General features: G+C 57.4%; 19 protein-coding genes. 10 read left to right on the top strand and 9 right to left on the bottom strand.

Annotation, left to right across the window (positions count from 1 at the left end):
- The first annotated feature begins 356 nt into the window (after nucleotides 1-356).
- The 5 genes from BMY73_RS00090 to BMY73_RS00075 all read left to right on the top strand — a co-directional run bounded on the left by BMY73_RS00090 (nucleotide 357) and on the right by BMY73_RS00075 (nucleotide 4,329).
- Complete coding sequence (locus tag BMY73_RS00090) at nucleotides 357-1,610, top strand: 2-aminoadipate transaminase (protein ID WP_092404042.1); 1,254 nt, start codon at nucleotides 357-359, stop codon at nucleotides 1,608-1,610.
- Nucleotides 1,611-1,715: 105 nt separating this feature from the next.
- On the top strand, nucleotides 1,716-1,916 hold the full coding sequence (locus tag BMY73_RS27725; protein ID WP_139214045.1) for a hypothetical protein: 201 nt from the start codon (nucleotides 1,716-1,718) through the stop codon (nucleotides 1,914-1,916).
- 150 nt (nucleotides 1,917-2,066) lie between these two features.
- Nucleotides 2,067-3,488, top strand: coding sequence for an ATPase domain-containing protein (locus BMY73_RS00085; RefSeq protein ID WP_256570751.1), 1,422 nt, complete (start codon nucleotides 2,067-2,069; stop codon nucleotides 3,486-3,488).
- Between the two features lie 51 nt (nucleotides 3,489-3,539).
- Nucleotides 3,540-3,908 (top strand): response regulator, encoded by a 369-nt coding sequence (locus tag BMY73_RS00080; protein ID WP_092404040.1) that lies wholly within the window; start codon nucleotides 3,540-3,542, stop codon nucleotides 3,906-3,908.
- A gap of 139 nt (nucleotides 3,909-4,047) precedes the next feature.
- On the top strand, nucleotides 4,048-4,329 hold the full coding sequence (locus BMY73_RS00075; RefSeq protein WP_062381529.1) for a DUF1652 domain-containing protein: 282 nt from the start codon (nucleotides 4,048-4,050) through the stop codon (nucleotides 4,327-4,329).
- An 84-nt stretch (nucleotides 4,330-4,413) separates the two neighbouring features.
- On the opposite strand, the gene BMY73_RS00070 is transcribed toward BMY73_RS00075, so the two are convergent.
- Both BMY73_RS00070 and BMY73_RS00065 read right to left on the bottom strand, forming a co-directional pair.
- Complete coding sequence (locus BMY73_RS00070) at nucleotides 4,414-5,979, bottom strand: methyl-accepting chemotaxis protein (RefSeq protein WP_092404039.1); 1,566 nt, start codon at nucleotides 5,977-5,979, stop codon at nucleotides 4,414-4,416.
- 130 nt (nucleotides 5,980-6,109) lie between these two features.
- Nucleotides 6,110-6,337: a hypothetical protein gene (locus BMY73_RS00065; RefSeq protein ID WP_092404038.1), complete on the bottom strand. Its 228-nt coding sequence runs from the start codon at nucleotides 6,335-6,337 to the stop codon at nucleotides 6,110-6,112.
- 477 nt (nucleotides 6,338-6,814) lie between these two features.
- Between BMY73_RS00065 and BMY73_RS00060 the strand changes: the two genes are divergently transcribed.
- Nucleotides 6,815-7,363, top strand: coding sequence for a cupin domain-containing protein (locus BMY73_RS00060; protein ID WP_062381536.1), 549 nt, complete (start codon nucleotides 6,815-6,817; stop codon nucleotides 7,361-7,363).
- 220 nt (nucleotides 7,364-7,583) lie between these two features.
- Here BMY73_RS00060 and BMY73_RS00055 read toward each other — a convergent pair whose 3' ends face one another.
- The 3 genes from BMY73_RS00055 to BMY73_RS00045 all read right to left on the bottom strand — a co-directional run bounded on the left by BMY73_RS00055 (nucleotide 7,584) and on the right by BMY73_RS00045 (nucleotide 9,739).
- Nucleotides 7,584-7,946 (bottom strand): winged helix-turn-helix domain-containing protein, encoded by a 363-nt coding sequence (locus BMY73_RS00055; RefSeq protein ID WP_092404037.1) that lies wholly within the window; start codon nucleotides 7,944-7,946, stop codon nucleotides 7,584-7,586.
- A 302-nt stretch (nucleotides 7,947-8,248) separates the two neighbouring features.
- Nucleotides 8,249-8,713, bottom strand: coding sequence for an anti-virulence regulator CigR family protein (locus BMY73_RS00050; protein WP_092404036.1), 465 nt, complete (start codon nucleotides 8,711-8,713; stop codon nucleotides 8,249-8,251).
- 117 nt (nucleotides 8,714-8,830) lie between these two features.
- The gene (locus BMY73_RS00045) at nucleotides 8,831-9,739 is read right to left on the bottom strand and encodes an AraC family transcriptional regulator (protein WP_092404035.1); all 909 of its coding nucleotides are present in this window, start codon (nucleotides 9,737-9,739) and stop codon (nucleotides 8,831-8,833) included.
- A gap of 258 nt (nucleotides 9,740-9,997) precedes the next feature.
- On the opposite strand from BMY73_RS00045, the gene BMY73_RS00040 reads away from it, so the two are divergent.
- The gene (locus BMY73_RS00040) at nucleotides 9,998-10,735 is read left to right on the top strand and encodes an SDR family oxidoreductase (RefSeq protein ID WP_092404034.1); all 738 of its coding nucleotides are present in this window, start codon (nucleotides 9,998-10,000) and stop codon (nucleotides 10,733-10,735) included.
- Nucleotides 10,736-10,789: 54 nt separating this feature from the next.
- Here the strand turns inward: BMY73_RS00040 and BMY73_RS00035 are convergent, their stop codons facing one another.
- From BMY73_RS00035 to BMY73_RS00020, 4 genes are all read right to left on the bottom strand, one after another.
- Nucleotides 10,790-11,587 (bottom strand): NYN domain-containing protein, encoded by a 798-nt coding sequence (locus BMY73_RS00035; protein WP_092404033.1) that lies wholly within the window; start codon nucleotides 11,585-11,587, stop codon nucleotides 10,790-10,792.
- Nucleotides 11,588-11,737: 150 nt separating this feature from the next.
- Entirely contained in the window at nucleotides 11,738-12,337 is a 600-nt protein-coding gene (locus BMY73_RS00030) for a chorismate mutase (protein WP_256570750.1), read from the bottom strand.
- Nucleotides 12,338-12,551: 214 nt separating this feature from the next.
- Nucleotides 12,552-13,364 (bottom strand): amidohydrolase family protein, encoded by an 813-nt coding sequence (locus tag BMY73_RS00025; protein WP_238591695.1) that lies wholly within the window; start codon nucleotides 13,362-13,364, stop codon nucleotides 12,552-12,554.
- A 509-nt stretch (nucleotides 13,365-13,873) separates the two neighbouring features.
- The gene (locus tag BMY73_RS00020) at nucleotides 13,874-16,000 is read right to left on the bottom strand and encodes a TonB-dependent siderophore receptor (protein ID WP_092404032.1); all 2,127 of its coding nucleotides are present in this window, start codon (nucleotides 15,998-16,000) and stop codon (nucleotides 13,874-13,876) included.
- A gap of 396 nt (nucleotides 16,001-16,396) precedes the next feature.
- Between BMY73_RS00020 and BMY73_RS00015 the strand changes: the two genes are divergently transcribed.
- From BMY73_RS00015 to cynS, 3 genes are all read left to right on the top strand, one after another.
- Complete coding sequence (locus BMY73_RS00015; RefSeq protein ID WP_092404692.1) at nucleotides 16,397-17,059, top strand: carbonic anhydrase; 663 nt, start codon at nucleotides 16,397-16,399, stop codon at nucleotides 17,057-17,059.
- 105 nt (nucleotides 17,060-17,164) lie between these two features.
- Nucleotides 17,165-17,404, top strand: a complete 240-nt coding sequence (locus BMY73_RS00010; protein ID WP_092404690.1) for a DUF2790 domain-containing protein — start codon at nucleotides 17,165-17,167, stop codon at nucleotides 17,402-17,404.
- 45 nt (nucleotides 17,405-17,449) lie between these two features.
- A partial coding sequence (gene cynS, locus BMY73_RS00005) for a cyanase (RefSeq protein ID WP_092404031.1) occupies nucleotides 17,450-17,918 on the top strand: 469 nt, incomplete at its 3' end.

Below are 17,918 nucleotides of genomic sequence, written 5' to 3'. Positions count from 1 at the left end.
CGCAATGGTTAAAAAGGGGGAAGGGCGGGAAGGCAGGAGAAGGGGGTGAAAAAGACGCTATAAGTCATTCGGCTTGGATGTCCTGGATATGTTTATAGATTGTTTATAGCTGGGCATTTTTTCAACAAGTAAAAACGAGTCATTCCGGAATAACGACGGACTCCCATAAACAGTCTTCCTGGGGTTTTTCGTCGCCTGTTCCGCTTACGCGTGTGCGTCGCCCTGGCCCGGTGCCCTCGCAGCCTGCCAGCCATGTCAGTCGTTAGTGGAATGAAACGTTGCTTTTATTTCGTTTGTGAGAAGGGGTGGAGATCGCTTGAATAGACGTCTTTCCCACGTTCGCAGGTCGTTAGAGCATGGATTTCCCGTCTGTCAGCCAGTCCATTTCGTTCGTTCATCCCATCACCCTTACGCATGGAAAAAACGCTGAGGTCTGGGACGTTGACGGAAAGCGTTACATCGATTTCGTCGGCGGTATCGGTGTGCTGAATCTGGGGCATTGTCATCCCAGGATCGTGGCGGCGATTTGCGAGCAGGCGCAGCGCATGACGCACTACGCGTTCAACGCAGCGCCGCATAGGCCGTATCAGCAGTTCATTGAGCGGCTCGCGGCGTTTATACCGGTGAGCTACCCGGTCAGCGGCATGCTCACCAACAGCGGTGCCGAAGCGGCGGAGAACGCGTTGAAAATCGTACGCGGGCATACCGGCAAGACGGCGGTGATTGCATTTGATGGCGCCTTTCACGGCCGCACGCTGGCGACCCTGAACCTCAACGGCAAGGTCGCGCCGTACAAGCAAAAAGTCGGCGTATTGCCGGGGCCCGTGTTTCATCTACCGTATCCAAGCGCGGACAACGGCGTTTCGACGGCCGACGCCTTGAAGGCGATGGAACGGTTGTTCAGTGTGGAGATCGACCTCGACGAGGTCGCTTGCTTCATTATTGAACCCGTGCAGGGCGAGGGCGGTTTCCTGGCGCTGGACGTCGAGTTCGCTCAGGCGTTGCGCACCCTGTGCGACGACAAAGGGATTGTGTTGATCATTGATGAAATCCAGTCGGGCTTTGGGCGTACCGGACAACGCTTCGCTTTCAGCCGCCTGGGCATCGAGCCGGATCTGCTGTTGCTCGGCAAGAGCATCGCCGGTGGTGTACCGCTGGGTGCAGTCGTGGGGCGCAAGGCGTTGATGGATACGCTGCCCAAGGGTGGGTTGGGGGGTACCTATTCCGGGAACCCCATGGCGTGCGCGGCCGGCCTGGCCACGCTCGATGAGATGACCGACGCGCACCTCGCGGCCTGGAGTGAGCAGTATTCGGCCACGTTGCTCGCCCGTTACGAGCAATGGCAGGCGCAACAGCTGTCGCCCTACCTCGGGCGATTGACCGGTGTCGGCGCGATGCGCGGCATCGAGCTGCGGACGCCGGACGGCAAGCCTGCCACGGCCCAGATGGCCCAGTTACTGGCGTGCGCCAGGGAGCGCGGTTTGCTCTTGATGCCGAGCGGTAAAGCCCGTCACATCGTTCGCCTGCTGGCACCGCTCACCATTGAGCCTGAGGTGTTGAACGAGGGGCTGGACCTGCTCGAAGCATGTCTGGCAGCTCTTCATCCGTAACGACATCGAAAAAAATAGCGGCGCGCGGCGCATCGGCATGAAAAGAAATGCACGACTGAGCGAGCGCGCACTCTAACCCTGCATTCACCGAATGAGTCAGTGGTCATGAGCGCTAAAACACCTACGCCCGATCCCCGTTTTCCGGAAGTGCCAGAAGTACCAGAGGTGCCAGACGAGACGCCGGAATACCCGCTGTCGGCACCCGTCAAACCGGATGATCCCGAGCGCCGCAGTGAGCAGTCCAGGGCCGAAACCGAAGGCTGCGTTGAAGAGCAAACGACTGCAAACACAAATCCGCGCGCATGAGGATCATTCGAGCTTTACCGGGTAACTGCGTGTCATCCTTGATGATTGCGCTTGGAATCTGTGACTAGACGCGGAAAAATGCGCATTTTTTATCGCGCGCATTTGGTCGTGCCAATCACCACGCTGACAACTCCAGCGGAGGACACGAATTTGAACCAGCTAAAACGCCTTCAGAGCGGCATTGAAGGATTGGATGAACTGCTGAAGGGCGGCTTCGTCGCCGGATCGTCGTACATCATCCAGGGGCGTCCGGGCTCGGGCAAAACCATTTTGGCCAATCAGATTGGTTTCAATCATGCGCGTGAGGGTGGACGCGTCCTGTTCGCCACCTTGCTCGCGGAACCACATGAGCGTCTGTTTCAGTTTCTTTCCACCTTGAGTTTTTTCGACAAAGACAAGATCGGTGATCAGATCCAGTTCGTCAGCGCGTTCGACACGATGGAAAACGACGGACTGGATGAGGTGGTCAAGCTGTTGCGCCGGGAAATCGTGCGGCAAAAGTCCACGGTGATGATCCTTGATGGCCTGCTCAACGCTCGCTCCAGAGCTGAATCGCCACTCAACACCAAGCGGTTCATCTCTGAGTTACAAGGCCACGCTGCGTTTGCGGGCTGTACGGTGTTCTTTCTGACCAGTTCCCAGCTTGACGATGGCAGTCCTGAACACACCATGGTCGATGGCGTTCTGGAGTTGGGCGAAGAGATGGTCGGGACCCGGTCGATACGCCGTATCAAGATGCGCAAGACGCGGGGCAGCGGCGCGCTTGCCGGAGCCCATGAGTGCGAGATCACGGAAGATGGACTGGTGGTCTATCCAAGGCTGGAAACGACCCTCACCGATTCGGCCCTGCGGGACAGCGACCATTGTTCGCTCTTGCCAAGCGGTGTGCCTTCCCTGGATCCGTTCATCGGCGGGGGGCTGGTGACGTCGTCCTCGACGCTGATCGTCGGGCCCTCAGGCGCGGGCAAGACCTCGTTCGGCCTCAGTTTTCTGGGTCCGTCGACGGTCGAATCACCTGGCCTGCACTTCGGCTTCTATGAATCACCGCAACGCCTGCGCATGAAGGCTGCCGCCTTGGGACTGGATTTTGAGCGTATGGAGCGGTCGGGGGCACTGACCCTCCTGCGCAAATCGACGGCTGCCGGTCTGGTCGACAAGCTGGCCATAGAGCTGCTGCGCGTGGTCGAGGAAAAATCCATCAAACGTGTTTTTCTCGACAGTCTAGGGGGAATGGCGCGGGTGGCCGCCGACAAATCACGGGTACAGGACCTGTTCACGGCACTTATGAGCGAGCTGCGTGCGAACGATGTCACCGTGGTGGCGTCGTGGGAAGTGCAAAACGTGTTGGGTGGCGAGATCAATGCGCCCGCGCCTGATCTTTCGAGCATCGTCGACAACCTGCTGGTGCTGGGTTTCCTTCAGCAAGCCACTGAACTTAAACGCCAATTGTCCATTCTTAAAATCAGGGACAACCCCTACGACCCTTCGCTGCTGGAAGTCACCATCGGCAGTCAGGGTCTTGACGTGAAAAAGGCTCATTTCCATGCCCCTGGCGATACCCGTAACGCGTGAACACCGCGGTCGCCAATTCGTTCGCGATGTGTCGAGCGGACCGGGGGCCTTATGACCACGATATTGATCGTCGACGACGAGTATCTGATCGCCGATATCCTGAGCCTGGCGCTCGAGGATGAGGGCTACCTCACTGTGACCGCAGGAAGCGGTCCAAAGGCGTTGAGTATTCTCGAGCGGGAAAAGCCGCAACTGATCATCACGGACTACATGATGCCCGGCATGAATGGTATCGAACTCGCCGAGTCGGTCCGGGCGCACAAGACCCTGGGGCGGCTGCCCATCATGTTGATGAGTGGCGCACAGTCGCATCTGGGGGTTGCACGGCCTGATCTGTTCGTGGCGGTGTTCGACAAACCGTTCGAGATCCAGGCAGTGCTTGGCAGGGTCAAGGCACTGCTCGGTCCTGGCGGCACTTGAACCGCTGCTTGCTGCCAATGATGGCAGACGGCGCCTGACCTGTCGGCGCGTCAGCGCGCTCGTCCGGTAGAAACAAAATATCCGGAATCTCGCAGAGGACCCAGAGTCCAGAGTTCATAACACATAAAAGGAATGCACCATGATCTCTTCACTCGAACTCTGCCAAATCATCGAATCCTCCTTCCTGCCCGCCAGATGTCAATGCTCGGTGGACGCCAGAGGACTGATGTCTATCCAGTTGTACACCTCACATACCGGCCATGCTGACTTCATGGCGACCGGCATCGAGGTGTCGACGCTCAACACCAGCCGCAGCATCGCCTCGCTGATCACCGGTCTCAAAGAAGACCTGCGATTACGTTCGTTGAACAGCGACTGGGCTCAAGGCATTGACCACAGATCGACCACCTACGGCCGTTAGATCGGGTCAGGCGACTGTGCCAGGCGGGGCCACGGGTTTCCCCTGGATTAGCCCTTCAGCACAGTCGTCGACGGGCGGGACGTCTCAACGGTTGAAGCGCTCGGCCAGGCTGTGCAGGTAATGGGCCATCTGCTCCAGTTCACGGCTAATGGCAGAACCTTGCTGGGCCTGGCCTGCGCTTTGATCGCACAATTGGGCGATCCGGTTGATCTGCTGATTGATGTTCTCGGCCACGTGCGTCTGCTCTTCGGACGCCGATGCCATTTGCTGGCTCATGCCGGTAATTCGCGTAACGGCCTGGCTGATCCCGCTCAAGGCCTGTTGCACAGCCTCGACGCTGGCGACGCTTTCCTGAGACATCGTTTGTCCTCGACTCGCAGTGGCAACGGCACGGGCGGCGCCTACGCGCAATTCCCCGATGATCCCTTGTATCTGCTCGGTAGAGGATTGGGTGCGTGACGCCAGCGAGCGAACTTCGTCCGCGACCACGGCAAAACCTCGACCCTGTTCGCCGGCGCGTGCAGCTTCGATAGCGGCATTCAGTGCCAACAGGTTGGTCTGCTGCGCGATGGCATTGATGACGTCGACCACACTGCCAATCGACTGGGTCGCGTTAGCAAGTTCGCCCACGGCATCGCCGATTTCCATCACCGAGTTGGCCATATGTCGAATCGCCAACAGGCTGTCGTCGGCCAATCCACGGCCCTGCTGCGCCAAGGTGTCCGCTTCGAGCGCTGCGTTGGCGGTATTTTGGACGTTATGGGTGACTTCCTGAATGGTCGCCGCCATCTGGGTAATGGCGGTCGCGGACTGGTCGGTTTCATTACGCTGTTGATCGAGCGCTTCAGCCTGCAATGAAGACAGGCTGGCTGACTGCCCGGCGCGCTGCTTGACGCTTTCCCCCGCATCAACCAGGCGGGTAAGGGCGGTTTGCAGGCGAGCTTCTTCACTGAGCATCGCCAGGTCGAGTTGCGCCTGCGGGCCGCGGTTATCGCTGTAGGTCAGCGCGATCAGCGGATCGGTGAAGGCTTTTGGGTGATCGCTCAATATCGTCCTTAGCGCCCGGTTCTGCCGAACCTCTAGCGCGGCACTCAAAGCAATCAGCGTGATAAGCATCGCGGCAAACGATGCGTGTCCGCTCAACAGGTAGTTGCAAAAGCCCAATACCACGGCGGCAATGATTAGGGGCAGTTGTCGCAGCAGGTAATACCGGGCTGTGCTCAAGGCCGATACCGCCGACTTGCCCGCCCGAAGGCGCGCATACAGAGCCTCGGCGCGGCGAACCTGATCGCGTGTCGGTAACGACCGAACGGATTCATATCCGGCGATCTTGCCGTTTTCGTAAACCGCGGTGACGTAGGCGCTGACCCAATAGAAATCACCGTTCTTGCTGCGGTTTTTCACGACGCCCATCCAGGGTTTGCCTTGCTTGATCGTCTCCCACATGTGGGCAAACACGGGCGGCGGCATGTCGGGATGGCGGACGAGGTTATGTGGTTGCCCGATCAATTCCTCGCGGGTGAACCCGCTGAGTGCGACAAACGCGTCGTTGCAATAGGTGATGTGGCTATTGAGGTCGGTGGTGGAGATGAGGCGCTCGCTGGCGGCAAATGTACGTTCCTGTTGTGTAACCGGCATATTCAAGCGCATAAGACCGTCTATTCCCTGAAAAATCTGGACATGGTACCCGTCAATAGGTGTAGCACAACATTTTCCAGTGCATGAGGCACTTTTCAGCGGGCATCCTTTCCCGCCTGCAAGCGTGGTCGCGACGGTCCGGTCAGTTGCCGTCAGCGACCTTTCTTTCGATCTCGGCGGTCTTGCGATCAAGGTCCTCGACTTCCTGTTCTTTGACCCTGTTTGAGGACGGCGTGATGACCTCATCCACGGCACGGGTGTCATCGTCAGAGTCTTGTAAATCACGCTCGACGACGTTGACCGGCTTGCCGGATGCGTCGGTGGGCGGTGCATCGGATTGAACGGGTGGGGTGCGGGTTTCATTGCTCATGTCGATATCCTCCTGTGACATGCGAGTTGGATATCGACGGCGGTTGCAAGTTCGGGTTTTTTGACTGGCATCCGGTCAATGCCACAGCGGCAAACGGCAGGCAGAAAAAAGCCCGCTGGGGAAGACGGGCTTAAAAAGGATCAAAAGGAGTAGGTGCAGATTGACCCTGACGGCGTGAATATTTTGTGAAAACCCATTTATAACTAATTCCCATTTAGAAGTTGGCGACGAACGGTCAGAGGCTGAGCGATTGGGCTTTTTCGTTGTCGAAGATTTCGCTGACGTTGTCGGGCGATCCACTGCGGAATACTCCCCAAAGCACAGTTGGTTTTCCCGTGTTCAGGTGTCGCCCGGCCGTATAGGTCAGGGCGCTCAAACGTGCTCTAATCATCTCCATTCGAACGGGGGAGCTGCCGGCAGTGTCATGCCGTGCTGTCCGCTTTTCCCGATTCTCTCCGTTTTTTACATAGGGCAGTCATGGATACGGGGTCACGACTCAAGTTAGTGCGGGAAAGCTACAAGATGTCCCAGCGAGAGCTGGCCAGACGCAGCGGTGTCGCCAACGGCACGATCTCCTTGATTGAACTCAACCGTGTCAGCCCTTCGGTCAGCTCGTTGAAAAAGCTGCTCGAAGGGTTTCCCATGACGTTGGCCGACTTCTTCTCCTTCGACCAGCCTCCCCAGGAACAACGTTATGTCTTCCGTGCAGGCGAGCAACCTGACCTGGGCCGTGACGGCTTGCGTCTGCTGTTGATCGGTGCGTCGGTGCCGAGCCGTCAGATGCGGATGCTGCGCGAGCAGTACGCGCCGGGCGCGGGTTCAGGAGCAGAACCTATCGTGCATGCGCAAGGCGAGGAGTGCGGTCTGGTCACGCGTGGCACTGTCGAGCTGACGGTTGATGGACAAATCAGCATTCTCAATGCCGGTGACGGCTACTACTTCCCGACCACGCTGCCGCACAGTTTCCGTAACATCGGTCAGGATGAAGCTGAAATCATCAGTGCCAATACACCTGCAAACTTTTAAGTCGACACACGAAACACAGGCAAAAAAAAGCCGCTATTCCGTTATCTCAGACGGCGTAGCGGCTTGAAGGAGCGGTATCAAATCGGCGGATTTGATGGGTTCGACTGTACCGACTCACTTCGTCGCTCGCCAGCCATCGTTTAACAAGACTGTATTTCCAGACTGGAAACAATGCAGGAGCTTTTCAGAAGAACGGGACGATTCGGTCGCTGTTTTGCGCTCAACGCCCCTCGTGCATGGACGGGGCGGCCGTGCCAACCTCCGGCGCCGCGAGGCGATAGCCCACACCGTGGAGCGTGTGAATCAACGGCACGTCGAAGCCGATGTCGACGACCTGTCTGATTTCGTGAATGCGCGTGGCCACTCCATTCTTGTTCTTCAGCATGACGTTCCCCCACAAGACCGCGGCGATTTCCGATTGTGTGACGATGGCCGGGCTCCTGCGCATCAGCAGTGCGAGCACTTCGATGTTGGTGGGATTGAGTCTCAACGGTCGTCCACCGCGCGCCACCTTGCACTGCGTCACGTTGAGGAGCAGATCCTCTACGGTGAGAATTTCGGGGGTTCTGATGGGGCGCAACATGCGGAAGTGTCTCTGGCGAACGTTTCATTCGGCAGGGAGCGTACAACCCGGAATGTAAAAAAATAGTGCCTCCACGGTGAAAGGCCTGTTGCGGCAATGAACGTAAAGCATTGAGGTGCGGTATCACCGGCGAAGCCACGCCAACGGGCTTAATCGCTCAGAGGGCGTGTCCCACTCAGTAAAGAGTGGGGGTGCAAGCGGTGGATCGTTGAAGGCGGTCCACACGTTAGTCCGCCGTTCATAGTTCCAGCGGCACGGCTTTGCACGCAGTCGTTAGGTCTCTCGGAAGCGGGGGAGTGGCCTTATTCGAAGGCTCCGTTGAGCACTTCGTAAATGAGACCGGTCGCCAATGCAACCAGGATCAGATCCGTGCCCGCCTGCTGCCACTCATACCCCTCGTAGCGAGGAAGTTGACCGAGCAGCCGACCGTCCAGCTTCTTCGCGATACCCGGTGGAAGGGGTTTGCCTCGCGCGAGGTTCTTCTGGATGCCTGGCGGCAGAGCAGGGCCAGGACGCCAGTAGTCCCTGGACCCGCCAATGATTCCCAGGATACTGCCGCGATCGATGCCTGGGCCTTGGTCCCAATCATTGCTCCCGGCGTTTTTGCCTTTGTTCCCCTGTTTTCCCTGCTTGCCATGGTCTTGGCCATTCTGGGAGTGCCCTTTTCCGTTTCCGTTCCCGTTTCCGGGATCAGCGAGGACCGATGCCGAGCTGCTCAACAACGTAAAGCATGTAACGACTGCAACCAATGAGCGTGAACCGAGCATTTGGCGTTCCTTCTGAGTGGCGGAAGTTTCGGTAAAGCTTAGCCTCCATCAGGCGCTCAGGGAGCAACCACTCTCTCTTCAGGCCTTGACCCAGAGGCTGCATACGCCCTGAATGCGCTACGCAGTCGCCCGGATTTTCGCGATGTCTTTGCTGGGAGGCGCACCGAACATCCGGCCGTACTCTCGACTGAACTGAGAAAGGCTTTCGTAACCCACCCGGAAGGCTGCAGTCGTGACATCAAGACCCTCTGAAATCATCAAGCGGCGAGCTTCTTGTAGGCGTAGTTGTTTTTGGTACTGCAACGGGCTCATGGCGGTGATGGATTTGAAACGATGGTGAAGGGTAGAGGTGCTCACGCTGACGTGGCTGGCCAACTCATCGATATGGAGCGGCTTGGCGTAATGATGGTTCAGCCACTCGATCGCTTTCGTAACGCGGTGGGTCTGGCTGTCGGCGATCGCAATTTCATGCAGGCGCTGGCCCTGCTGGCCTTTTAGCAGGCGATAGAAAATCTCCCTGAGCGCGAGCGGCGCTAACGCAGGGATATCGGACGGGGTGTCGAGGAGGCGCACCAGACGCAACATTGCATCCAGCAGCGATGTATCAATTCTGTCCAGGTATAGCCCACGATGCGGCTCCCGTTCGGGTACGCCAATGGGACTGGTGTCGGCAATAAGCTGTGCGATTTGCGCAGGGTCTATATCCAGCCTTATGCACAGGTAGGGCTGATCCGGGGAGGCCTCGATGACGTGTCCTGCCAGCGGCAAGGTCACCGCCACGACGAGGTAGTTCAGAGGATCGTAAATATAGCTTTCGTCCCATAGGCGAACCTCCTTGCGTCCCTGGGCAATGATGCATAAGCCCGGCTTGTGAGTGGAGTGGATGGTCTCGGTCGGTGCATCGCTACGGATGAAGTGAAGCGGGGAAATCGCCGTCTGAAACACGCCATATTCGGGAGCATGACGTTTCATCGCCGTGGCCAGTTCGGCTCTGCGCTGCGTTATCTCTGCGTCATGGTCGCTCAACTCGATTACCTCCGTTTTGGCTGTCTGCCGGGTTAGACGCGGCCGTTGTTTTTAACACAGCTGAGCGGCCAACGATAAGGACGGGACTCTTGGCATGTGCTCATTGCCGTACAACCACGCCGACCTGGCTGCATTGCCGGGAGCATTGTGCAAAACCTTCGCAGGATTTGCCTAACAGCATGGCATTGCGACTTCTTAATCTTGCTCCACGACCTGCTGACCGGCAGGAACCTTGAAAGCGAAGACAGGAGTGTCGAGATGCAGAATATCAATGAGAAAGTCATCGTCATCACAGGCGCCAGCAGCGGTATCGGCGAGGCGACTGCCCGTCTTCTCGCCAGCAAAGGTGCCCGTGTCGTATTGGGTGCCCGCCGTATCGATCGGCTGGAGGCGTTGGCAGGCGAAATCCGTGCAGCGGGCGGCGTAGCCGACGCCGTGCCGCTGGACGTCACTCGACTGGAGGACGTGCAGTCATTCATCGACTTCGCGGTGGAGCTCCACGGCCGTGTTGACGTACTGATCAATAATGCCGGGGTCATGCCGCTGTCCAGACTCGAAGCCCTGAAGGTCCATGAGTGGAACCGGATGATCGATGTGAACATTCGCGGCGTACTCCATGGTATTGCGGCGACGCTTCCCCTCATGCAGCAACAGCGCGCCGGGCAGATTATCAATATCGCCTCAATTGGTGCGTATGCCGTAAGCCCCACCGCCGCAGTGTATTGCGCGACCAAATATGCCGTCCGTGCGATCTCCGAAGGTCTGCGCCAGGAGGTAGGCGGCGACATCCGCGTCACGGTTATCGCACCGGGTGTCACCGAGTCCGAGCTCGCCGAAAGTATCTCCGATGAGGGCGGCCGCGAGGAGATGCGGGAGTTCCGCAAGATCGCGATTCCTGCTTCGGCCATTGCCAGTGCCATTGCCTACGCGGTAGAGCAGCCCGCCGACGTGGACGTCAGCGAATTGATCGTCCGTCCGACCGCAAGCCCGTTCTGAGTAACCCGCCGCTCAGTGTCGACGCAGGTTGCAGAGCAGGCAGCCAGTGCTGCGTTACTTGCCCGGCTGCCTGTGTCGCGCATACAGCACCGCAGCGCCACCAGACCCGTTACGTGTCTGGATCTCAAACGCCTGAGGTTGCCCTTTTATCAGCTCGCTGAGCTTTTTGTATCCATGCGTGCGGGGGTCAAAATCAGGTCGCAGCTTCGTGATGTTCGTTCCCAGCGCGCTGAGGTGAGCCCAGCCATCCTCGTCGGCAAGGTCGTCCATGATTTTGGCGATAAACCCTATGGGGACCTTGGGCTTCTTCTTGGGCTCAGCAGCGATGGGAGCCTTGGCAGCATCAACGGGCGTTGCCGACTCGCCCTGGATCTCTGCGCTACTTGAAGAGGCAACTTCGTCACGGAGCAGCTCGATATAGATGAATTTGTCACAAGCGGCCACGAAAGGCTTCGGAGTCTTTTCTTCACCGAAGCCATACACCGTTAACCCTTCCTCCCTGAGCCTTGATGCCAGACGGGTGAAGTCACTGTCGCTCGACACCAGGCAGAATCCATCGAAACGTCGGGTATACAGCAAGTCCATGGCATCGATGATAAGCGAGCTGTCGGTGGCGTTTTTGCCTTTGGTATAGGCGAATTGCTGGATCGGCTGGATAGAATGGTCCAGCAGCACCTTCTTCCAGCTGCCCAACTGAGGGCCCGTCCAGTCCCCGTAGATACGCTTTACACTCGCAACGCCGTACTTTGCGATCTCCTCAAAGAGACCTTCGACGATTGCTGCGGGGGCGTTATCTGCATCGATGAGAACGGCCAGATGTTTTTGAGAGCCGCTGGTGCTGTGAGTGGCCATAGATCGTCCCTGGATAGTTGGACCCACAATACCTGTAAAGGCACGGGATGCAATCCCGTTACGGCGGCCGCAGAGCGCCCACTCACATTCGACCGAGTTTTATTGATCGTCGGGCAATTTATCTCCTCACCTTGTCAACAGGCTGGGGTATCAATGCTTTACTGCGACCGAAGCTGGACGTTGAGGGATGCATAACTCCCCCGTTGCCCGAATGAGAGCCATTTCGTGCAATCTATCCTTGGCCAACTGTGGCAGTGCCTGGTTTAGCCAAAGAGGGCAGGCGGGATCAGCTCTCGATGCGCTGAATTTTGCGTACTGCTGCAGCAGCCCGGTCTGAAGTGCGTCCAGCCGAGGACGGATTTGATTCTTCAAGTCCGGACGCTGAGTCAGAGGCGCCTTTCCATCCGAATGCCATGTCGCGAGCAAACCGTATTGAACCAGTTTGTTCGCTTCAATCTGAGCGGCCATCAATTGCGCTGCCTCTTTTTCCGCGATCGCGTAGCTCGCAGCCTGCCGTTGTGCATCGGCGATCACCGTCGACTCTCTGTCACTGTCCTGAACAGGTTGTGCGCTATCCCATTTCGTCAGCGCCACGAGGTCGGCGATTTCCAGGCGCTCGTTGATGATGCTCAGAAGAAGCTTCAAAGGCTCAGGGGAGGGGGGCGGTGGGTCCCCGGGTGACTTTGCCATCGCGTCCACTCCGGCGACAACCAGGGAAAGCAGCGCTGTTCTCATCAGGCGTTTCAACATTGGGATAATCTCGATGGACCTTGCTGATCGGCAGAAAGGCGAACGATAAAAACGTTTGAAGGCCTGCGCGTCTTGAAAAGAAGCAAGGCGCGCCTTGCCGTCAGTTGCACTGGGTAACTTGAGCCTGGTGGGCGTTCGTCGTTTGCGGGACGGCTGCTCTGTTGCGAGTCGTACCGCCTGCGTTGGGTCGGTTATGGTTCACGGCTATCTCCCGTTAATCAAAACCATAAAGGGTAACTGGATTGTCCTTCAGGATCATCGTCCTTTCGGCTTCGCCAGGCGCCCAGTCCGCCAGCAGATCCAATATCAATGCGTCGTCTGGCTTCTGCTGTTGCATGGTCGGATGCGGCCAATCGGAGCCCCACAACATCCTTTGTGGCTTGAGCTTGACCAGAGCCTTGGCTACCAGTCCCACATCTGCATAGCTCGGTGGCCCGACTTTTGACCGTATATAAGGGCCGGATAGCTTTACCCATACCTTCTCATTATCCAGAAGCCGTCGAATCGTTTTGAAAGCTTCCGAGTCCGTCCCTTCTGGTTGTGGTACGTGCCCCATGTGATCGATCACCAGCGGCGCAGGCAACTGAGCCAGGCGTGATTCCAAGTCAATGAGCTGTGTGCCTGGTGCGACAATTTGGACGTTCCAGCCGAATTCGTTCACGCGAGCGGCAAGCCGTTCAAGGTCACTCAACGCGGCGCCACCGTAGCTGAGATTGAAGCGTATCCCTCGCACGCCTGCTTCGTGCAGGTTTGCCAGGTCCATGTCAGTGATCGAGCCGTCTACAACTGCCACCCCTCGAGCAGCACCCTGACTGTGTTTCAACCCTTCCAACATGCACCGATTATCCGTGCCGTAGGTCGACGGGGTGACGATGACCATGCGATGGATGCCCAGGCGACGTTGCAACGCCTGGTAGTCGGTCAGGAACGCATTAGGAGGGCGCAAGGTGGCATCCGCTGCCGCTGGATAGCGGTCGTCATACAGATGCATATGGCTATCAACGCTCCCATGTGGCACTTGAAGCATGGGTCGTTCTTCGCCTGAAGAGTAGGGCGTCCGTGCGTGTGCCTGGACGGAGGCCAGGGCACTAAGGGTGCCCATGGCCTGAATGAATCGACGCCTGGAGAATGTCATGCAGAACCTTCCTGTTGTTGTTTTAAGGTCTCGTTGCCAGGCAAATATGAAATGTCGTTTCATAAAAATCAATATTGATTTTTTTCAGCAGGCGCTGAACATGCTTCAAGATTGGAAATCGATATGATTTTTTACGGTGCATCAGGCATGTCAAACAACAGGCACGTTGGTATTCGCAGGGCGCGTGGTGAAGGGAGCGTCAAAAATGGCGATCAGCGATGGCAAGCTTCCATGGCTCAGACATGTATTGGATGGGATTAAATGAAACAGCATTCTATAAAAATGGCTTGCGAGTTTTCAGATGCCCTCGACGCACCGCAAGCATCGAGTCTGCGGTGCGTCAACACACGGGCACTCCTGATCCGCACTCGCGGAGCGGATCACGCTATGCGCGCGACGGCTCAGAGTGTGTAGGACACACCGACCTGAACAGTACGAGGCTCTCCAGGGTAGGCATACACATTCCCGAACGCGCCCTCTTCGTAATCTCGATCAAAAAGATTCTTCACATCAAGATTAAGCCTGATCTTGTCATTGACCCTGTAATAGGTCAGCAGATCGAAGACGGTGTAGCTGCCCATGGTGAATGCCGTGTTGGCAGTCTGCCCGGCACGCTCATCGACGTATTTCCCACCGACACCCAGACCCAGCCCCTTCAGGCCGCCATCCTGAAACTCGTACATGTTGAGCAGGCTGAAACTGTTCTTCGGAATGTTCAACAGCCGCGTGCCCGATTCGAGGACGTTGTCTTTGGTCACTTCAGCGTCGACATAGGCGTAACCGCCGATGACTTTCCACTCAGGCGTAATATTGCCGGCGACGTTAATGTCCAGTCCCCGGCTGCGCACCTCGCCTGCCGCAACGCTGAACGTTGAGTCGACCGGGTCTGTCGTCAGCACGTTACGCTTCTCGATCTGATAGATCGCGGCATCGACGCTGAGCTGGCGATCCAGCGCTTCCCATTTGACGCCAATCTCATAGGACTTGCCCTTTTCCGGTTCAAACCCGCCGCCTTGACGACTCGCACCGGTGTTGGGCTTGAACGAGCGGGCGGTATCGGCGTAGACCGCAAGGGTGTCCGTCAGGTCGTAGATCAGCCCCACGCGAGGTGTCACCGCGTTGTCACTCGCCTCCCAGCTTTTCCCGCCTGGCGCGAAAGTGTCGTAGTCATGCTCGAAACGCTCAAACCGCGCTGCCCCCAACAACCTCAAGCGCTCGGTAAGGGCCACTTGATCCTGCACGAAGGCGGCATAGGTCTTGAGATTTTCCTTATCGTGGGTCGGTGTGCGGGTCAACGCAGGTCGCGGCTGACCGTAGACCGGATTGAAGATGTCGATCGGATACGCACTGACCGCGCCACTGGAACGTTGAATAATTGATTTGTAATCGTAATCTTCGAACTCCACGCCGGTCAGCAACGTATGGTCGAAACCCATCGTCGAGAAATGGCCGGTCAGGTTCAGCTGCGTGTCCTTATCCGTCCAGTCGAGCTTGCGGTAGTTGAAATTGCGACCAAGGGTACGGCCGTCCGCCGCCACGCCATTAGCTTCGATCGCGTTACCTTTCAAGGTGCCGTCCAGCCACTGGAAACCGCCGGCCAGTGTCCAGTTCTCGTTGAGCAGGTGCTCGAAGCGTAATTGAGCCATATTGTTGTCGTTGTGCAGCTTGCCGGCATCTTTCTCTCCAAAGAAGGTGTCCCGGGAGGCTGTACCGATCTGGTTGGGGTAACGCGTCACGCCGCGATCCAGCGGGTGGTTGTTACGCATGAAATCGCCCTCGAAAACGATCCTGGTGTCATCGGACGCTTGCCAGCTCAGGACGGGCGTGACGCCGTACCGCTCGGTTTCGACGTGATCCCTGAACGTATCTCCTCCTTCTCCTATCAGGTTCAGTCGGTACGCCAACCGCCCCTCATCGTCCAGTGGGCCAGACGCATCCAGGGTGCCGCGTTTCATTCCCTGATCGTCGAGCTGACTGCCCAAGGTCACGGTACGCTCGGCGGTGGGCTGTTTGGAGACGACATTGAAAGTGCCGCCTGGATCGCCACGCCCATACAACGTTGTGGCCGGGCCACGGATGACCTCAAGACGCTCGATTGAGTTGGCGTCAGGCATGTTGGGGTAGCCCCGATTGATCGGGAACCCGTTGCGATAGAACTCGCCTGTGGTAAAGCCACGTACCGTAAAGGTGGTGAGGCCTTGTCCGCCAAAATTGTTGGCCCTACCCACACCGCCTGCGTAGTCCAGCGCTTCCTGTAGCCGCGTCGCACCCAGATCTTCAACGACATCCCTGGGCACGACGCTGATCGACTGCGGAGTTTCGTGGATCGAGGTGTCAGTACGCGTGGCACTGGCCGAGCGAGTCGCGTGATACCCATTCACCGGGCCAAAGGCCGACTCATAATCTGCGGTACCCACGATATCTGTCGCTTCCAGTTCCAGACTGTGGGGTAAGACGGGATTCTCCTCAGCCCACGAGGAAGGAGAGCAGGCCTGGAGCACACAAAGGGAGAGCAAAGTACGACGCATCGACGGAAAGCCTTAGCCAGGAGAAGACGTGTTGGCATATGCCAAATCGGTGCGAATGGTATTTGATAATCAACGGAAATGATATGTATTGCTATTTATAAGTTAGCGATTCGTGCCGCGATTTTGGGGGAGGGCGCCGGAAGTGCGCGCGACGGTGCATGCATTGGCATCTACGCTTTCTCTGAGAGAGCATGCTGCGCTCAGCGTCGATCGACATTGGAGTTGGTTCGTTTGCAAGACGAGTTGCCAACTGGATTTCGACACATCTAATCGCTAACGGATGCGCCATTTCAGCTATAGGCATGACTTATAGAAAGCATTGTATATCGGTCTTGGACGTTATAACGCGTGATGCCCAATATGGCTTCAACAGCAAACGACTCCGAGACCAACACCATGAAAGCGCTCATCGAAGGCATCCTGAAGTTCCAGACAGAAGCATTTCCGCAACGCACTGACTTGTTCAAGCACCTGTCGACTACACAACAACCGGGCACGCTCTTCATCACCTGTTCAGACAGCCGGGTCATTCCGGAGATGCTGACGCAGCAAGAGCCGGGTGAACTGTTCGTGATTCGCAATGCTGGCAATATCGTACCTTCCTACGGCCCCGAGCCAGGCGGCGTTTCCGCAACGGTTGAGTACGCAGTGGCGGTGCTTGGCGTCACCGACATCGTGATCTGCGGACACTCCGACTGCGGCGCCATGACCGCGATCTCCCAGTGCAAATGCCTGGATCATCTGCCTGCCGTCGCCAGCTGGTTGCGCCACGCTGACTCGGCCAAGGTCATCAATCAAGGTCGCACACATCTGTCGCCGGCACACAAATTGAGTTCGATGGTCCGCGAAAACGTAGCGGCTCAACTGACTAACCTGCTGACCCATCCGAGCGTGCGCCTGGCGCGTCAACAAGGCCAACTGAACCTGCACGGCTGGGTGTATGACATCGAAAGCGGGGCCGTCGAAGCCCTTGATGGACGCACGAACCAGTTCGTCTCGCTGAGCGAGCATCCCCAGACCTGCGCCTACGGCTCAAACCCAGAGACCGCTGCGGCCTGAGTTTCACCCCGAACGCCTGAACCCCGAAGCGTGTGCGCATGGATGTCCATGCGCTGGCTTCCTGCACTTGAAATTCACCATTACTTACTTAAAGAGGATTTCACCATGTACAAGTCTTTCCTGATCGCCGCCCTGACTTTCACCGGTTTCGCAGCCCACGCCGCTGATCAAATCCCCGTCGAGCATTATCGATACGGCACCGAGCTGGACATTGCCAAAGTCATTAGCCAGACCGCACCCGATGAGTTCAAGGATGTGTCGACTGTTCAGATGACCTACGAGGATTCCAAAGGCGTGGTTCACGTCGTGGAGTATGAAGTGGTAGGCACTGGCCATACAGGCTGAAGACCGCGAGTATTAACACTTAATCTACCTATCGGAGTGACCGACATGACCCAGTCCAATGCTTACCAGGATCCAACCCTTGCCCTGACCGCCAAAGTGCTCGACATCAAGGCTAAAAAAGGCCTGACCTTCGAACAACTGGCCGAAGGCACTGGCCTCAGCCTGACCTACGTGACCGCAGCGCTGTTGGGTCAACACCCACTGTCGACGGACGTGGCGAAGCTCATAGGCGAGCGCCTTGAACTCGGCGCTGATGAGGTGCGTCAACTGCAAGCGATTCCTCTGCGTGGCAGCCTGCCAAGCGGCGTGCCGACTGACCCGACCGTCTACCGTTTCTACGAAATGATTCAGGTCTACGGCACCACGTTGAAGGCGTTGGTCCACGAGCAGTTCGGCGACGGCATCATCAGCGCCATCAACTTCAAGATGGACATCAAGAAAGTCGAAGACCCGGAAGGCGGCTCCCGCGCGGTGATCACGCTGGACGGTAAATTCCTGCCTTACCGCCCATTCT

This window comes from Pseudomonas sp. NFACC02 (genome assembly GCF_900110765.1).
In the GTDB taxonomy this organism is placed as follows: Bacteria; Pseudomonadota; Gammaproteobacteria; order Pseudomonadales; family Pseudomonadaceae; genus Aquipseudomonas.
The sequence above is the reverse complement of the archived record's forward strand: the minus strand, read 5'-3'. Positions and strand labels throughout refer to the sequence as shown.

Excerpts from the sequence above, each read along its gene's own strand:
- BMY73_RS00090 (WP_092404042.1), top strand. The coding sequence starts at position 357 with ATGGATTTCCCGTCTGTCAGCCAGTCCATTTCGTTCGTTCATCCCATC.
- BMY73_RS27725 (WP_139214045.1), top strand. The coding sequence starts at position 1,716 with ATGAGCGCTAAAACACCTACGCCCGATCCCCGTTTTCCGGAAGTGCCA.
- BMY73_RS00080 (WP_092404040.1), top strand. The coding sequence starts at position 3,540 with ATGACCACGATATTGATCGTCGACGACGAGTATCTGATCGCCGATATC.
- BMY73_RS00075 (WP_062381529.1), top strand. The coding sequence starts at position 4,048 with ATGATCTCTTCACTCGAACTCTGCCAAATCATCGAATCCTCCTTCCTG.
- BMY73_RS00070 (WP_092404039.1), bottom strand. The coding sequence starts at position 5,979 with ATGCGCTTGAATATGCCGGTTACACAACAGGAACGTACATTTGCCGCC.
- BMY73_RS00065 (WP_092404038.1), bottom strand. The coding sequence starts at position 6,337 with ATGAGCAATGAAACCCGCACCCCACCCGTTCAATCCGATGCACCGCCC.
- BMY73_RS00060 (WP_062381536.1), top strand. The coding sequence starts at position 6,815 with ATGGATACGGGGTCACGACTCAAGTTAGTGCGGGAAAGCTACAAGATG.
- BMY73_RS00055 (WP_092404037.1), bottom strand. The coding sequence starts at position 7,946 with ATGTTGCGCCCCATCAGAACCCCCGAAATTCTCACCGTAGAGGATCTG.
- BMY73_RS00050 (WP_092404036.1), bottom strand. The coding sequence starts at position 8,713 with ATGCTCGGTTCACGCTCATTGGTTGCAGTCGTTACATGCTTTACGTTG.
- BMY73_RS00040 (WP_092404034.1), top strand. The coding sequence starts at position 9,998 with ATGCAGAATATCAATGAGAAAGTCATCGTCATCACAGGCGCCAGCAGC.
- BMY73_RS00035 (WP_092404033.1), bottom strand. The coding sequence starts at position 11,587 with ATGGCCACTCACAGCACCAGCGGCTCTCAAAAACATCTGGCCGTTCTC.
- BMY73_RS00030 (WP_256570750.1), bottom strand. The coding sequence starts at position 12,337 with ATGTTGAAACGCCTGATGAGAACAGCGCTGCTTTCCCTGGTTGTCGCC.
- BMY73_RS00025 (WP_238591695.1), bottom strand. The coding sequence starts at position 13,364 with ATGCTTCAAGTGCCACATGGGAGCGTTGATAGCCATATGCATCTGTAT.
- BMY73_RS00020 (WP_092404032.1), bottom strand. The coding sequence starts at position 16,000 with ATGCGTCGTACTTTGCTCTCCCTTTGTGTGCTCCAGGCCTGCTCTCCT.
- BMY73_RS00015 (WP_092404692.1), top strand. The coding sequence starts at position 16,397 with ATGAAAGCGCTCATCGAAGGCATCCTGAAGTTCCAGACAGAAGCATTT.
- BMY73_RS00010 (WP_092404690.1), top strand. The coding sequence starts at position 17,165 with ATGTACAAGTCTTTCCTGATCGCCGCCCTGACTTTCACCGGTTTCGCA.